The sequence below is a fragment of the Hymenobacter endophyticus genome (genome assembly GCF_032464715.1).
GTDB classification, from domain to species: domain Bacteria; phylum Bacteroidota; class Bacteroidia; order Cytophagales; family Hymenobacteraceae; genus Hymenobacter; species Hymenobacter endophyticus.
In genome coordinates, this window is record NZ_JAWDJT010000002.1 from 767211 (window position 1) to 782032 (window position 14822).

5 protein-coding genes are annotated in these 14822 nt (G+C 61.2%); 3 read left to right on the top strand and 2 right to left on the bottom strand.

Annotation, left to right across the window (positions count from 1 at the left end; genetic code table 11):
- Positions 1-41 precede the first annotated feature (41 nt).
- Positions 42-2591 (top strand): FdhF/YdeP family oxidoreductase, encoded by a 2550-nt coding sequence (locus ROI90_RS05715; protein WP_315997373.1) that lies wholly within the window; start codon positions 42-44, stop codon positions 2589-2591.
- A gap of 81 nt (positions 2592-2672) precedes the next feature.
- Here the strand turns inward: ROI90_RS05715 and tamL are convergent, their stop codons facing one another.
- Together tamL and ROI90_RS05725 are read right to left on the bottom strand one after the other, a co-directional pair.
- Positions 2673-5111: a translocation and assembly module lipoprotein TamL gene (gene tamL / locus ROI90_RS05720; protein WP_315997374.1), complete on the bottom strand. Its 2439-nt coding sequence runs from the start codon at positions 5109-5111 to the stop codon at positions 2673-2675.
- Between the two features lie 59 nt (positions 5112-5170).
- Positions 5171-10657, bottom strand: a complete 5487-nt coding sequence (locus ROI90_RS05725; RefSeq protein ID WP_315997375.1) for a translocation/assembly module TamB domain-containing protein — start codon at positions 10655-10657, stop codon at positions 5171-5173.
- Between the two features lie 208 nt (positions 10658-10865).
- Here ROI90_RS05725 and ROI90_RS05730 point away from each other — a divergent pair, with 208 nt between their 5' ends.
- Positions 10866-11297 (top strand): peptidase associated/transthyretin-like domain-containing protein, encoded by a 432-nt coding sequence (locus tag ROI90_RS05730; protein WP_315997376.1) that lies wholly within the window; start codon positions 10866-10868, stop codon positions 11295-11297.
- A gap of 210 nt (positions 11298-11507) precedes the next feature.
- Positions 11508-14240: a 4-alpha-glucanotransferase gene (locus ROI90_RS05735; RefSeq protein ID WP_315997377.1), complete on the top strand. Its 2733-nt coding sequence runs from the start codon at positions 11508-11510 to the stop codon at positions 14238-14240.
- Positions 14241-14822 lie beyond the last annotated feature (582 nt).

Here is a 14822-nt window from a genome sequence, read left to right on the forward strand (position 1 = left end):
CTGTACTTCTCTCTATTCCACCGTCATTCCCACCATGCACCATGGAAGAGTCTCCCATTAGCAACCCCGGCAACGCGGGCAATTCTCACCAGCAAAAGGCCGAGAATAAGCCTAAAAGCGGGGAACGGCCCGATCAGGGTACTGCTCCCGCCCCCGACCACTACCGCCCCGATCCTCAACACCAACGTGACGAAAGCGTGATACCAGCCCCCGACGTAGCCAACGCCAAGTACCACCACCCCATTCTGGCCCAACCCCCGGAAGCGCCCACCGGCCTCAAGCTGGAGGAGCGCGCCAAGGTGGCGGCTGGCGTTACGGCGGTTATCAAATCCATGGAGTTTAGCTGGAGTGAGGGGGGCGTAAACCGCGGCACCCGGGGCCTGCTCAAAATGAACCAGAAGGACGGTTTTGACTGCTCCAGCTGCGCCTGGCCCGACCCGGACGACCACCGCTCGGTGGCCGAGTTCTGCGAGAACGGGGCCAAAGCCACCGCTTCGGATGCCGATGATAAAGCCGCCGGCCCTGAGTTCTTTGCCAAGCATAGCCTGGCCCAGCTTTCCCAGATGACTGACCGGGACCAGAACAACGCCGGCCGCCTCACGCACCCGCTGGTAAAGCGCCCCGGCGACAACCACTACTCCCCCATTGCTTGGCCTGATGCGTTCCAGCTGATTGCCGACAACCTGAACTCCCTGGCCTCGCCCGACGAAGCCGTGTTCTATACCTCGGGCAAGGTACCCAACGAGCCGGCTTTCCTGTTTCAGCTGTTTGCCAAGCTCTTGGGTACCAACAACCTGCCCGATTGTTCCAATATGTGTCACGAGAGCAGCGGCGCGGCCCTGAGCCCCACGCTGGGCCTGGGCAAGGGCTCCGTTACGCTCAATGACATCCACGAGGCCGAGGTGATCCTGATCATCGGGCAGAACCCGGGCACCAACCACCCGCGCATGCTCACGGCCCTGCAAAAGGCCAAGCGCAACGGGGCCAAAATCATTTCGGTGAACCCCCTGCCGGAAGCGGGCCTGCTGGCCTTCAAAAATCCCCAGGACTTCATGAACCCCTTCCGGGCGCTGGGCGCTTTGCTGGGCGACGGCACCCAGATTACCGACCTGTTCCTGCAGGTGCGCGTGGATGGGGATATGGCTCTGCTGCGCGGCATTATGAAACACCTGTTTGAGGCCGAGGACCTGAATCCGGGCCAAGTGGTTGACCGGCCGTTCATCGACAAGTACACTACTGGCTTTGCGTCCTTCGAGCAGAACATCCGCAACACTTCCTGGGAGGATATTGAGGAGTTGAGTGGTATTTCGCGGGCTCAGTTGCTGGAAGCGGCCAACATGCTGGCTACCAAGCAGAAGATTGTAACCTGCTGGGCTATGGGCGTTACCCAACAGCGCCAGGGTGTACAAACCATCCAGGAAATCGTGAATCTGCAGCTGATGAAGGGTGCCATCGGCAAGCCCGGCGCGGGTACCTGCCCGGTGCGCGGCCACTCCAACGTGCAGGGCGACCGGACCATGGGCATTTGGGAGCAGCCTACCAAGGAGTTTCAGGATTCCCTGGCCAAGGAGTTCAGCTTCCAGCCCCCTTATGAGCACGGCTACGATACCGTAGAGGCCATCAAGGCCATGTATAAGGGCAAAACCAAGGTTTTCTTCAGCCTGGGTGGTAACCTGCTTGCCGCCGGCCCCGATACTGAAATCATAGCCGAGGGCATGCGCAAACAGAAACTGACGGTATTCGTGGGCACCAAGCTCAACCGGGGCCACCTGACCACCGGCGAAACCAGCCTGCTGCTGCCCTGCTTCACCCACGCCGATGTGGACATGCAGAAGTCGGGCCACCAGATGACTTCCTGCGAAAACTCTATGGGCGTGGTCAGCCAGAACAAGGGCGTGCTGGTGCCGCTGGAAGGCCAGATGATGAGCGAAGTAGCCATTCTCTGTGGCATAGCCATTGCCACCTTCGGTAGCAAAATCAACATTGCCGACTGGGTGGCCATGACGGAGAACTACGACGTCATCCGGGACCACATCAGCCGCGTAATTCCGGGCTTCGAGAACTTCAACGAGAAGCTACGCCGCCCCGGCGGATTCTACCTGCCCAACGGCCCCCGGGAACGGAAGTTCACCACCAAGAATGGTATGGCCAACTTCACCACCACGGAGCTGGAGAAGTACACCAATGAGCCTGACCAGCTGATTCTGATGACGGTGCGCAGCCACGACCAGTTTAACACTACCATTTACGATTACAACGACCGGTACCGGGGCGTACTAGGCGAGCGGCGGGTGCTGTTTATGAACGAGCAGGACATGGCCGACCGGGGCCTTAAGGCCAAGGACCTCATCGACATTACCAGCCACTTCAAGGGCGAAAAGCGCACCGTGGAGAAGTTCATTGCCGTACCTTATGATATTCCGAAGGGCAATGTAGCTGCATACTTCCCGGAGGCCAACCCGCTGGTACCAGTGGGCAGCGTAGCCAAAACCAGCAACACGCCTACCTCCAAATACGTGGTAGTAACCGTGGTACCTGCCCACAAAACCGTAGGTGCCCCGGTAGAGGTGCGCATGGCGGCGGAGGCGTAAGCAGTCAGTATAGCCCCAAAAAAAGCCCGACTACACTGTTGTAGTCGGGCTTTTTTTGGGGCTATACTGACTGCGGATTGCTTAGAACGGATACCCAATGGCAATATTCAGGCGGCCGGCGCTCTGGTCACGCTTGTTGAACGACTGGTTGAGGCTGGGACGGACGACGTCACTGTTGTTATACGGTACGCTGAGCGGGTACGCGTAGTCGAGGCGAATGACGAAGAACTGCACATCGATGCGGATACCGGCCCCGGCTCCCACGGCCAGCTCCTTCAGGAACGTGCTGGGCGAGAACTGGCCGTTTTTGCCATCAGGGTTGCCGTTTTCATCCACGGTAATGCGGCTGGGGTCCTGGTTGATCAGCCAGATGTTGCCGGCATCCACGAACAAAGCGCCTTTCACGTAGGGGAACAGATCCTGGCGGTACTCGGCGTTGGCTTCAATGCGCATGTCGCCCACCTGGTCATAGAACGAGCTGTTTTCGCTAGCAATGGGGGCGCGGTAGGTGCCCGGCCCCAAGCCCCGGGCGGCGAAGGCCCGCACGCTGTTGGGGCCGCCAATGCCGTACTGTTTCAGGTAGGGCAGCACGGAGGAGTTCTGGTAGGGCAGCCCGGCCCCGATGAGCAGGCGAGTGGCTAGTTTATTGCCGCTGCTGGGGTTGGAGCTGGTGCGGAAGTAGTTACGAAACTCCAGATCCACCTTGGTGTACTGGGCAAACTGCTGGCTGAGCAGGGTGTAGGCCTGGCTGCCGTCGGTGTTGGTAGTGCGAGGCTGGCCCGAGAGGGAGCTGACAAGGTAGGCCAGGTTGCCGGCTACCTCTATGCCCCCACTGAAGTAGACCTGGTTGCGGCGCTGCTCCAGGGCCTGCTGGTTGTAGGTGTAGCGGTAGGAGCTGGCCAGCACAAACTGCTGCCGGAAGGAGTTAGCCAGGAATGGCCGCTCCTCCAGCAGTTTTTCAAACGCCTGTGACGGATTGCTCAGGCGCAGGTATTGTACGTCAATGGGCCGCAACTCGTGCTCGTTGGTGAGTTTGGTTTTCCAGGTGTAGCCGTAGTTCACGTTGAACGCCTGCTGGGTGAAAGCATCGAGGCGGGTAACGGTTTTAGCCCCTACTCCAAACGTAGTTCGGGGCTGAAAATCAGAGTTTTTGAGCCGAATATCAAAGGGTGGCGTGATGAGGCGGGGCACTACCAACTGGGCATTGGCGCCCAGCTCATAACTAGTAAGACCAATGGTGTTGGTGTTGCTACGCGTTTGGTTTTCGAAGGTGCCGGTTACGTTTACCAAGAGTTGCTCAGCCCCGCGCAAGGCCGAGCGGTTACGGAACTGCACCTGAAAGCCAGGCCCCGTGAAACCGTTGGATTTGCTCACCAGCAGCACCTCGGCCCGCAGGCTTTTCTTGGGCAGCTGGGTCATGCGCACGTAGGAGTTCAGGAAGCCGTAACCGGCCGAGTCTGCCTTTTGGCGGGCGGGCCGGAAGCCGATATCCACGTACTTGAAGGTGCCCAGACTCATCAGGCGGCTCAGCGTCTGGTCCTGGCGGCGGCGGCGGTACAGGCTGTCCGGGAACAGGAACACGGCATTCACAATGGCCTTGGCCTTGAACACGTCCTCATCCGGGAAGTACTGGTAGCCCCGGTAGTTGATGGGCTTTGGGGCCAGCGTGGTATCGTTCAGGGTATAGTCGGTGTTCAGCCGCACCCGGTCCAGAATGTAGGGTTTGGCCGCCTGCTCCGGCGTTTTGCCCTTGATTTTCAGGTACACGTTCACCTGGTTATTGAGCGTGCTGTCTACCTGAAACAGAATGTAGTCGGGGTTGAAGTAGTAGAACCCCTGGTTTTTCACGGCCTGGTCGATGCGGAGCCGCTCGTTGGTGAAGGTTTGCAGGCTGTAGGAGTCACCCACTTTCAGCAGAGAGGCCGCCTGCGTGGCGCGCACGGCCCGGGGCAACAGGGAGTCGCCTTCGGGGAAGAAGATTTCCTTGATGGTGTAGGGCCGGCCCACGGTGGCCGTGTAATCAACGGAAGCCGCCTGGCCCTTCACCTGCACTTTGCTGTGCACCACCGGCTGAAAGTAGCCGTTGTTGTAGAGGCGGTTCACCATCAGGCCCTTCACTTTCTGGGTGTCTACCTGGCTGAGCAGCACAGGTTTTTCGCCGTACTTATTGGCCAGCCAGTGGCCCAGGCCTTTGGTTTTGCCCTCGCCCATGTGCCAGAAATACAGCTTGGGCCGCAGCCCCAGAATGGAAGCGTTGGGCTTGGGCGTAATCACGCCGGTCAGCTCGGTGGTCAACTCCGCTTCCTTCGGGATAGGGCTCTCAGACTTCACCTTTACGGTGCTGCCGGTGTAGAGCTTGCTGCCCTCCGGAATAAACTTGGTACCCGAGCAGGCCGCCAGCAACGCCAGGCCCACGCTCAGCCCGGCTGCCCGGTAGCTACTCCAGCCCGGAGCAAGCCCCCAACGAGGAGAGTCGGCCGTTTTGTGTGGTCGGGAAAGGAAAGGCAGAAGAGGCAGCATGCAGGCAGAAATCAGGAAGGAGAAGCGGCGGCGAGAAGCCTGCCGCTCCGGTATAAAAACTAGCGGCGGGTAGAATCGGGGCGGGAAACCGGGCGGCTGGCGCGCCGGGCCGAATCGGGCCGGACCATGGGGCGCTGGCGCAGGGAATCGGGGCGGGCGTTGGGGGCAGCGTTGGTGGAGTCTCGACCGGCGCGGCGGTCCTGTCGACGGCGGCGGCTTTCCAGCTTCACTTCTTCCTTCACGTTGTCGTCGATACCCTTAAACAGGTCAGCCAAAGTCTGGTAGTCGCGCTGGAAGATGAGCGAGGCGCCGGTGCGCACAAACTGCCCGTCAATGTCGCCATAGGCGTTGTTGCGGAAGGCCCGCAGGCGGATACGGCCATTAGCCAGCACGTTGTATTCCACGCTCACATCCCCGGCAAAAGCACTTACACCAGCCCCATTCTGACCGGTACTGGCTTGGTTGCCGCCGCCTAGGGGTACATCGGTGCCGAGACGCACAGTGAGGCGGTTGTTGAGCAGCTGGCGGCGCACGGCCACGTTCAGGTCGGTGCGGGTTTTCTCCTGGCCGCTGCTGAAGTCGGCGTAGGAGTTCACACCTAGCTCCACGCCCAGGTTGGAGAGGTAAGAGCCAGTGAGGTTGTTGAGCTGCTGGGTGAGTACCTGGCTGGCCGAGCCGCGCAGCTGCTGGGCCACTAAGTTGCCGCTGCTGCTCCGGAAGGGGTCATCGGCCAGGAAGCGGCCCAGCACCAGCAGGGAGAATACCTGCTTATTCAGCTCACTTTCCTGGGAGGGCTGGCGCAGCTGGGTGAGGCGGGCCTCAATGGGGCCGCGCAAATCGGAGCGGGTTTCTTCGGGCAGGCGGATATCAAACCCGATAATGGGCTTAAGCAGTTCCCCGGTCACTTTCAAATCCACCACAAACGGCAGGGCGTTGCGGCCCAGCGCGTTCAGGGTTTCGTCGGTGGTGCCCTGGGCCGAAATCAGCTCGGCGGGAGCGGCGCGCACGTTGTAGAGGGCCGTTACGTTGGCTTGCCCGTTGTACGGGTCGCCGCTCCAGGTAATGGAGGAGCCGGGCGCAATGTCAAATTCGCGGGAAGCCAGGTCGTAGAGCGACATCTGGTACTTGCCCTTGGTCACGTCGAGGCGGCCGGTGAGGGTGATGGTGCCGGCGGGGTCGATGGCCGTGTTGAGCGTGCCGTTGGCCTGCACTTTCAGGTTGTCGCCGGAGGCTTCATCCACCACAATGGTGAAGGGTGTGTTGTCGGTTACCGTCACTACGGCCTGAATATCGTAGCTGCCGGCGGTCTGGGCCGTGTCCAGGGCCAGCTGCCGGGCCAGCATGGTATCAATGGGCGCGCTCTTATCCACGAACTCCACGATACCGTCGCGCTCCACCTTCACGGGGTCGTCCGTCGGGATGCCCACAAACAGGTTGGAGCCATCGGCCACGCGGGCCCGGGTGCGCACCACCGGCAGGTTGAGCGTGCCGGTAATGCGGGAGTCGGAATCCACGAACAGCTTGCCCCAGAACAGGTTGTTCTCGCGGCGGGAGCTTTGCACGGCCAGGAAGTTGTCGGTAGTAGCCTGCAGGTTGAAGCGGAAATCCGACACGTAATCCGAGGTCAGAATTCGGCCGTTGATGATGGCCTGGCTGCCCAGGGAGTCCGTCACCGCAAAGTCATCGAACCCGATACCCTGGTTGGTAAACGCAATTTCCTGGGACTTCAGGAAGAAGGGCGCGCCCAGCTGGCTGAGCGCGAAAGTGGCATCGGGCGTGGTAGTGAGCGTGCCGTTGATGTCGGGCTTGCTTACCGTGCCCGTTACGGCCAGCTGCCCGGTTACGCCCCCGCCCATCTGCTGGAGCTGGCCCAGGGAAAACGGCTCGATGATTTTGAGGTCCAGCCGGTTCACGTTTACGTCGAACTGAATGGGCGAAGGCGGCGTGGCCAGGTAGTAGCCCACGGCGCGCACATCCATGCCCTGCTGGTTGGTGAGGCGGGCATCCACATTATAACGGTCTGGGGTGGGGTTGGTGGCCTGCACGGCCACGTCCCCAATCAGGGCCTTGTTGTAAGCAAAACCGCCCAGCGTAGCGTTGGCCGTGAAGGCTTGCTTAGGCTGGCCCAGGCTGTAGGCCACGGCCTGCCCGTTGAGCGTGCCCGCAATCAGGGAATCCTGGAAGCCGGCTGCCCGGCCCAGGGCGTTGATTTCGAGGTTCTGCATAGTTACCTGCAACGGGAACTGGGGCCCGGTCAGGGTTTCGAGGCTGAGGCGGCGCTGGTTGCGCGAGAAGCTCACGTTGCGGGCGAAGATGGCCCCGGTGCTGGCGGTGTAGCGCAACTCATTGTCGGCGGGCGTGTCCCACTGCTTCTGGTCCAGCATCAGCTTGGGGTCGAAGCGGAATACGTAGGCCTCGCCGCCGTTCAGCTCCCGCAGCGTCCCGGCCAGGTTCAGCCGCTCGGCGCTGTCGGACTCCGCAATGCGCAGGCGGGTCCCGATTTCATTGTTCTGAATGCTACCCGTGAGGCTGGGGTTCGGAATCCGCAGCGTGGTATCCTGGCTGACCTGGCGCAAACCCAGGGCGTAATCCAGCTTCTGCGGGTCGGAGCTGACGTTGAGCTTCAGCGAATCCATAGCGTAGCCCATGTACACGATGCGGCGGATGGCCGTGTTCAGGCGCAGGTCGGCCTGGCGGCTGTCGTAGCTGCCGGTGAGCTTGAAGGGCGTGAGGCGCTTGAGGTCGGGCACCAACTGCTGAATCAGGCGGGGCTGCTTCACGTTGGCCTCGAACGAGAACTGCCGGTACTCGCCCCCGGGCCGGAACTGCACGCCCGGCAGGTCAAAATACCTATCGATGTGCTGCTGCAAGGCCGTGGCAATGTCGCCGAGGCGGGTGTTGCCGCGCAGGGTCACGTCGGCCACCGAGCTGGCAAAATCCACCTCGGTGCGGCCGGTGCGCTGCACAATGCGCCCGCTCACCGAGTCCAGCGCAAATGGCTGGTTGTTGCTTACGATGACGATGCGGTTGCCGGAGAACGTGCCGTTGAGCGTGTTCAGATCGGAGCCGCTGAGGTTGGCGGTCAGGTCGCCCTGCACGCGCAGGTCGCCGCCGGAGTAGAAGCCCAGGGCCGTGAGGTTGGCCCCGCGCAGGTTCAGGCGGTCCACGGTATAGGTGGGGTTGGCGGCGTTGCGCAGGTCGATGGTGGCCAGCACATCCAGGTTCAGGTTGGGGTCGTCCTTGCTGCTGGCGTCCACCACGTAGCGGTTCCGGTCGATGTCCACGTTGGCGGTGATGCCGCGGTAGGTATAGCCATTGTAGGTGGCCTGCTGCACGTTGGCTTTCAGTTGCCCCCGCAATTGGTTGGGGTCGAGGCCACCGCGGCCGGTGAGGGTACCATTAGCGGTTACCTTACCAATGGTAGGGTCATTCATAAACTTGCCCACATCCAGACCCTGGGTGCTGAACACGGCCGAAACCGGCTCCTGCCCCTGGGGGCCTTCGCCCACGTTCACCTTGGCGGCTAGGTTGCCGTAAGTTGTCTGGGCTTTCAGGTCGGTATCAAACACCAGCGCCGTGGGCCGGCCCCGGAACGTGCCGGTAGCCGAAATGCGGGGCGGCAAATTATAGCCCGCCGGAATGGTGCCGGCCGGCAGAATCCCCCGAATATCGGCGGCGGTAGAGGTGAACTCCTTGATGTTGAAATCCACGAACAGGCGGCGGTCCGTATTCGGCAGGCCCACCAGCCGACCGGTAGTCCGGATGCGGGTGCCTTGCAGGCCCTGAAAGCTGATGTTGTTAAGCGCCAGGTTGCTGATGCGGCCTTTCACCTGCCCGCTCATGGTCATGGGGGCATTGGGGTTGATGCCCAGCTCCGGCAAGGTGCCTTTGGGCAGCAGGCTGCGCAGGTCGTTTTCGGTGGTGCGCACGTAGCCCAGGTTCAGATCCAGAATCAGCCGGTCGTCGGTGTTGGGCAGACCCTGAATCCGGCCCGAGCCGCGCACCACGGAGTTGCGGAAGCCCGTGAAGTCCAGGTTCTGCACCCGCAAATCACCCAGCCGCCCGCTTACCAGCCCACTTATCAAAAACGACTGGTTGGGCCCGCTGCTGAACGGGGGCGTGTCAATCAGACTCGGCGTGATGTACAGCACGTCGCGGAAGCCCAGGCGAGCCTCGCGCAGGTCACCGTTCATCCGCAGGTTGGGCAAATCGTCGGGAATGGCCGCCAGGTCCTTAAAGCCAATACCGATGCGGCGCTTGAGGTGGCTGTGGGGCGTTACCAAATCCAGGTTGTTGAGCTGGATGCGGTTGGCGTCGTAGAGCACGTCGGCGGCGGCGCGGGTTATGGCAAAGCCGCTCTGCTCCTGCCCGGCCAGCTGCGTGATGCGGCCGGTGGTGCTGTCGGCGGAGTAGCGCAGGTTTTCGGTGTTGAGCGTGAGGTTCGTGAACTTCAGGTGGTTGTAGTCCATGCCCCGGATGCGGGTTTTCTGGGCCGGCTCGTTGAAGTTATCAAAGGCCACGTCCACCCCGCTGATATCCGACTGCTTCAGGCTTACTACCCAACTGGCCTCCTGGCCGGTGGCGTTTTCCACGGCGGCGTTCAGGTCGCGCACGGCTTCGGCGGGGTTCACCACGCGCTGCTCCACCGGCACGTTCTCGTTCTGGGCGTAGGCGAAGGTGGTATTTTTGAGCTTGAGCGTGTTCAGCGCCACCCGGCTGTTTTTTAGGTCGATGTTATCGGCCGTCACGTCGGCCTCGCCGATGCGGGTACTGATGAACTGGGCCGAGGGGTTGTTGCGGTAGCTCAAACTCACGTTTTCCAGCTGGGCCCGGTTCAGCCCGAATTCCAGCTGCAACGCGGCCGTATCCTGGGGGGTATCCGGCGGCACTTTGGTTTGCACGATGGTGACGCCGGTGTTGCGCAGCGCCGCCTGGTCCACTTTATAGGTGGAGGCGTCCACGTTTACCTCGTCCATGCTTACGGCCAACTCGCCCACCCGGGTGCGCACGTTCATGCCGTCCACCTGGTCGTTGTAGGTGAGCAGAATATTGGTGAGGCGCAGGTCGCCGATGTCGTACCTGAAGCCCGCGCCGGTGGTATCGGCCGGGGTGGTAGCCACAGTGCTGGTGTCGCCGGTGGCAAAGGCCTTGAGGATGAAGTCGTAGTTACTGATGCTGTCAGGCTCGGTGCGGGTAATGGCCAGCCGCCCGTCATTCAGCTCCAGACTTTTCAGGTTGATTTCCGATTTTGTCAGCGCCCACAAATCCAGGTCAACGCCCAGGTGGCCCACCGACAGTAGCGTGTCGCCTTTCTGGTCTTCCAGGTACACCCCGTCGAAGCTGATGGCGTGCTTGAAGTCGGAGCGAAACTTGCCGATGCGCACCTCCGTTTGCAGCTTGTCGCGCAAATAACCCTCGGCTTTGCGGGCCACAAAATCCTGGCCCGATGGGGTTTGGATGTACACATACAGGCCGGCCACTAACAGCAGCACCAGCCCAATTAGGCCCAGCAGGCCATACAGAACGCGACGTAGAGTAACCGGCAAAAGGCAGCGTGTATAGATGAAACTTGCTCGGGCAAACGGTAAAATCGGGGGGCGGGTTGGCTCGTTGGCGTTTTAACAACCGGCATGCACCATCCAGCCACAAAAACCATCTGCCTACCGATGAGCTTGTGCATGGTGCGCGGCAGAGTTGTAGTTTCCGACCAAATTACCGCTTTTCTCCCCGCACTCTCCTCATTGCCAATTCCCCATGCTCCACTCCACCCACCTCCGCCCTGTTCTTTTTCGGCCCGCCCTGCTTTTGCTGGGGCTAACGCTGCTGCTGGCCCACCCGGGCCGGGCGCAACAAGCTCCGTCCGCCGCTATGGGCCAGGTCAGCGTGCAGCTAACCGGCAAAGTAGTGAGCAGTACCGGGCAGCCGCTGGCCGGGGCCGCCATTGGCGTGGAAGGCCGGAAGCTGATTTCGGCCAGCGCCAACTCCGAGGGGACGTTTTTGCTGACGCTGCCGGCCAACGAGCCGGTGGTATTGCTAGTCGGCTTCCCGGCCCACGAGCCGCAGCGGGTAGAAATCCGCAGCCCGCTCACCGAAAAAAACCTGCTTATTACGCTGCAGAGTACCGGCAAGCAACCCTCCAAAGCCCTGCGCGCGCGCCAGAAAAAGTACCGGCGCACGGGCGAATAACCCAGCCCTTTCCAACTGGTTACTGAGTACTTACTTGGCCGTCCGCTCCAGGAAATCAACCGGACATCAACCCTTGGTCAACCAGGCATTATCCCCCGAAAATAAACAGGGGATTTCTAACCTATTAGCCTCGCTTTGGCTGACCAACCGGTGCCGTTTTAGCTTAAGATGCAGTATCTTCGGGGCCATTTTTTACCTGATCAGTACCCGATGATTCTTCGCTTTACGCTACCCTTCCGCACGGCCTGGGGCCAGCGCCTGGTGGTATGTGGCTCTTTGCCCAGCCTGGGCCAGTGGAGCCTCGACCAAGCTCTGAGCCTGCACTACCACCCTGAGGCTGGCCTCTGGACTCAGGAAATCAGCCTGCCCGACGACCAGCTTGGTACCGTGGAGTATAAATACGTGCTGCTGGATGAGCGGGATGGGGGTAAGCACTGGGAGTGGGGCCCCAACCGTACTATCGGATACGATGCCGGCCAGTTTACCCGCGTGGTGCTGGAGGATTTCTGGCGGGCCCCGGCCCTGCCCGAAAACGAGCTGCACACCGCCGCCTTCACCAAGGCCCTGATGCGCCGCGCCGCGCCGGCTCCCGCCGTTACGGCCGCGGCTTCGGCCGGCGCGGTGGTGCGCTTCCAGCTTTCCGCCCCCCGCGTCGATTCCGGCCACCAGCTCTGCGTGCTCGGCTCCGACCCGGCTCTGGGCGGCTGGGACGCGCAGCAGGCCGTGGTGCTTTCGGATGCGGCCTACCCTACCTGGACGGCCGATGTGGCCCTGGAAAACCCAGACCGCACCGCTCAATATAAATATGGTATCTGGGACCCGCGCACCCGGCAGATTGTGCAGCTGGAAGCCGGGGAAGACCGCCTGATTACCGCTAGCCAGGACAAGCGCACTTTGCGCGTGAAGGCCGACGACCAGTTCCGCTACCCTACCGGCAACTGGCGCGGAGCCGGCGTGGCGCTGCCAGTGTTTGCCTTGCGCAGCCGCCAGGGCCTGGGCGTGGGCGAGTTCCCCGACATCAAGCTGCTGGTGGATTGGGCTGAGGCTACCGGCCTCAAGCTGGTGCAGATTCTGCCCATCAACGATACCGTGGCCACGCATACCTGGGTAGACAGCTACCCTTACGCCGCCATTTCGGTGTTTGCGCTGCACCCGCAGTACCTCAACCTCGATGCCATTGCCGAACTGCAGGATGCGGCCGCCCGCGAGGAGCTGGCCCGCCTGCGCGAAGAGTTCAACGCCAAAGACTTCGTGGACTATGAGCCGGTGATGAACGCTAAGTGGAAGTTCATCAAGCAGCTGTATAAGCAGGAGAAGGCCGCCCTGCTGGCCGACCCCATGTACCAGTTGTTCCGCGACGAGCAGAAATCCTGGCTGCTGCCCTACGCGGCCTTCTGCGGCCTGCGCGACCGTTTCGGTACGGCCGACTTCACGCAGTGGCCCGAGGAGTTCCGCACTCCGGCCGTAGCCGCCGAGCTGGTGCGCGAGGACAACCCCGAATTTGACGAGTTTGGCGTGCACCTGTTCACGCAGTTTCACTTGGATAAGCAGCTGCTGGATGCCGTGGACTACGCCCGCCAGCGTGGCGTGGTGGTGAAAGGCGACTTGCCCATTGGCATCTACCGCCACTCGGTGGATGCCTGGACCCAGCCCGAGCTATACCACATGCACCAGCAGGCCGGCGCCCCGCCCGACGATTTCTCGGTGACGGGCCAGAACTGGCGCTTCCCCACCTACAACTGGGAGCGGATGGCCGAGGACGGCTACCAGTGGTGGCAGCAGCGCATGGGCCACTTGGCCCGCTACTTCGACGCCCTGCGCATCGACCATATTCTGGGCTTCTTCCGCATCTGGGAAATTCCCGGCCACTCGGTGGAAGGCCTGCTCGGGCACTTCTCGCCCGCGTTGCCCCTGCACCAGCACGAGATTGAGCAGCGCCTCGGCTGGTTTGATTACGGCCGTCTGTGTGAGCCCTACATCCGCTGGCACATTTTGCAGGAAATCTTCCACGGCCAGGCCCAGAGCGTGTTTGATGAGTTTATGGAGGATACCGGCCACGGCGTTATCCGCCTCAAGGACCACGTGCGCACCCAGCGCCAGATGGAAGCCGTGTTTGCGGAAAAGATGCAGCAGGACCCGGCCAACACCGAGCACTACACCTGGCTGCGCACCGGCCTCTACAAGCTGGCCAACGAGGTGCTGTTCGTGCCCGACGACCTGCGCGCCGACTTCTACCACCCGCGCATCACGGTGTACCTGAGCCGCTCCTTCAAAGAATTGGATGAGCAGAGCCGGCCCCGCATGCACGACATCTACATCGACTTCTTTTTCCGACGGCACGAAGAGTTCTGGCGCCGCCAGGGCCTGGTGAAGCTGCCCGCCGTGCGCTGGGCCACTGATATGCTCATCTGCGGCGAAGACCTGGGCATGGTGCCCGAGTCGGTGCCGGGCGTGATGAAGGCGCTGGGCATCCTGGGCCTCAACATCCAGCGCATGCCCTCCGACCCCACCGTGGAGTTTGGCCACCCCAACGCGGCCCCGTACCTGAGCGTAGTGAGCCCCGGCTCCCACGATATGAGCACCGTGCGCGGCTGGTGGGAAGAGGACCGGGAGCAAACCCAAAAGTTCTTCGAGACGATTCTGGGCCACTGGGGCGAGCAGGCTCCGCAGTATTGTGAGCCCTGGGTAGCCCGGGAACTGACGGTACAGCACCTGTACTCCCCGGCTATGTGGGCCATTTTCCCGCTCCAGGATTTGCTGGCCATGGATGCCCGCCTGCGCCGCCAGGACCCACTGGAGGAGCAGATCAACGTGCCGGCCAACCCCACCCACTTCTGGAAGTACCGCTTCCATATTCCGCTGGAGGATCTGCGCCAGGAAGCCGGCTTCAACCAGGAAGTGCAGCAGCTGGTAAACCAGAGCGGCCGCAACCAGGTGTACTAAGCCTCGACCTGCCTTTTTCATTGTGCTTTATAAGCGCCCGGCCTTATGGTCGGGCGCTTTTGTTTGGGCCTGCCGCAGTAGGCAGTTGCCAGCACCCTGTTAGCCCGACTACAGGACGCTTAGGTTGCGCCGATAGGTTTTTTACGGTTCTGATTACTGCAAAACGGCCTTAAACAGGCAGCAATATTTTTTGTCTCATTCCCGGAATTGCTGTTGGGCTACACTATCCCGGATACAAATTCGCTACCACTTTCATAAAGCTGGCCACCGTTTCATATTCTTTGATTATCAAGCAGATATACTACACCTATTCCCGCACTACTCAGGTGCAAATACTTTGTCCCGATTTGACGCATTTTACAGTTAATTCCCATTATTAGAATGTATATATCTCATTATTAGACCGTTGAACCATTTGCCCTGGTGCGTGCGTAGGTTCACACAGCAATAGTTGGCTTTTGTCGGATAGGAAGAGTTGCTGAGGCAAAACTAGCGGGCTTCATGGTAGAGAAGCGAGGCCCCGCGGCGTTGGCACATTCCATTCCGAGCTGTTGACTCCTGCTTGAATACAGTTTGCACCAA

Excerpts from the sequence above, each read along its gene's own strand:
- ROI90_RS05715 (WP_315997373.1), top strand. The coding sequence starts at position 42 with ATGGAAGAGTCTCCCATTAGCAACCCCGGCAACGCGGGCAATTCTCAC.
- tamL (WP_315997374.1), bottom strand. The coding sequence starts at position 5,111 with ATGCTGCCTCTTCTGCCTTTCCTTTCCCGACCACACAAAACGGCCGAC.
- ROI90_RS05730 (WP_315997376.1), top strand. The coding sequence starts at position 10,866 with ATGCTCCACTCCACCCACCTCCGCCCTGTTCTTTTTCGGCCCGCCCTG.
- ROI90_RS05735 (WP_315997377.1), top strand. The coding sequence starts at position 11,508 with ATGATTCTTCGCTTTACGCTACCCTTCCGCACGGCCTGGGGCCAGCGC.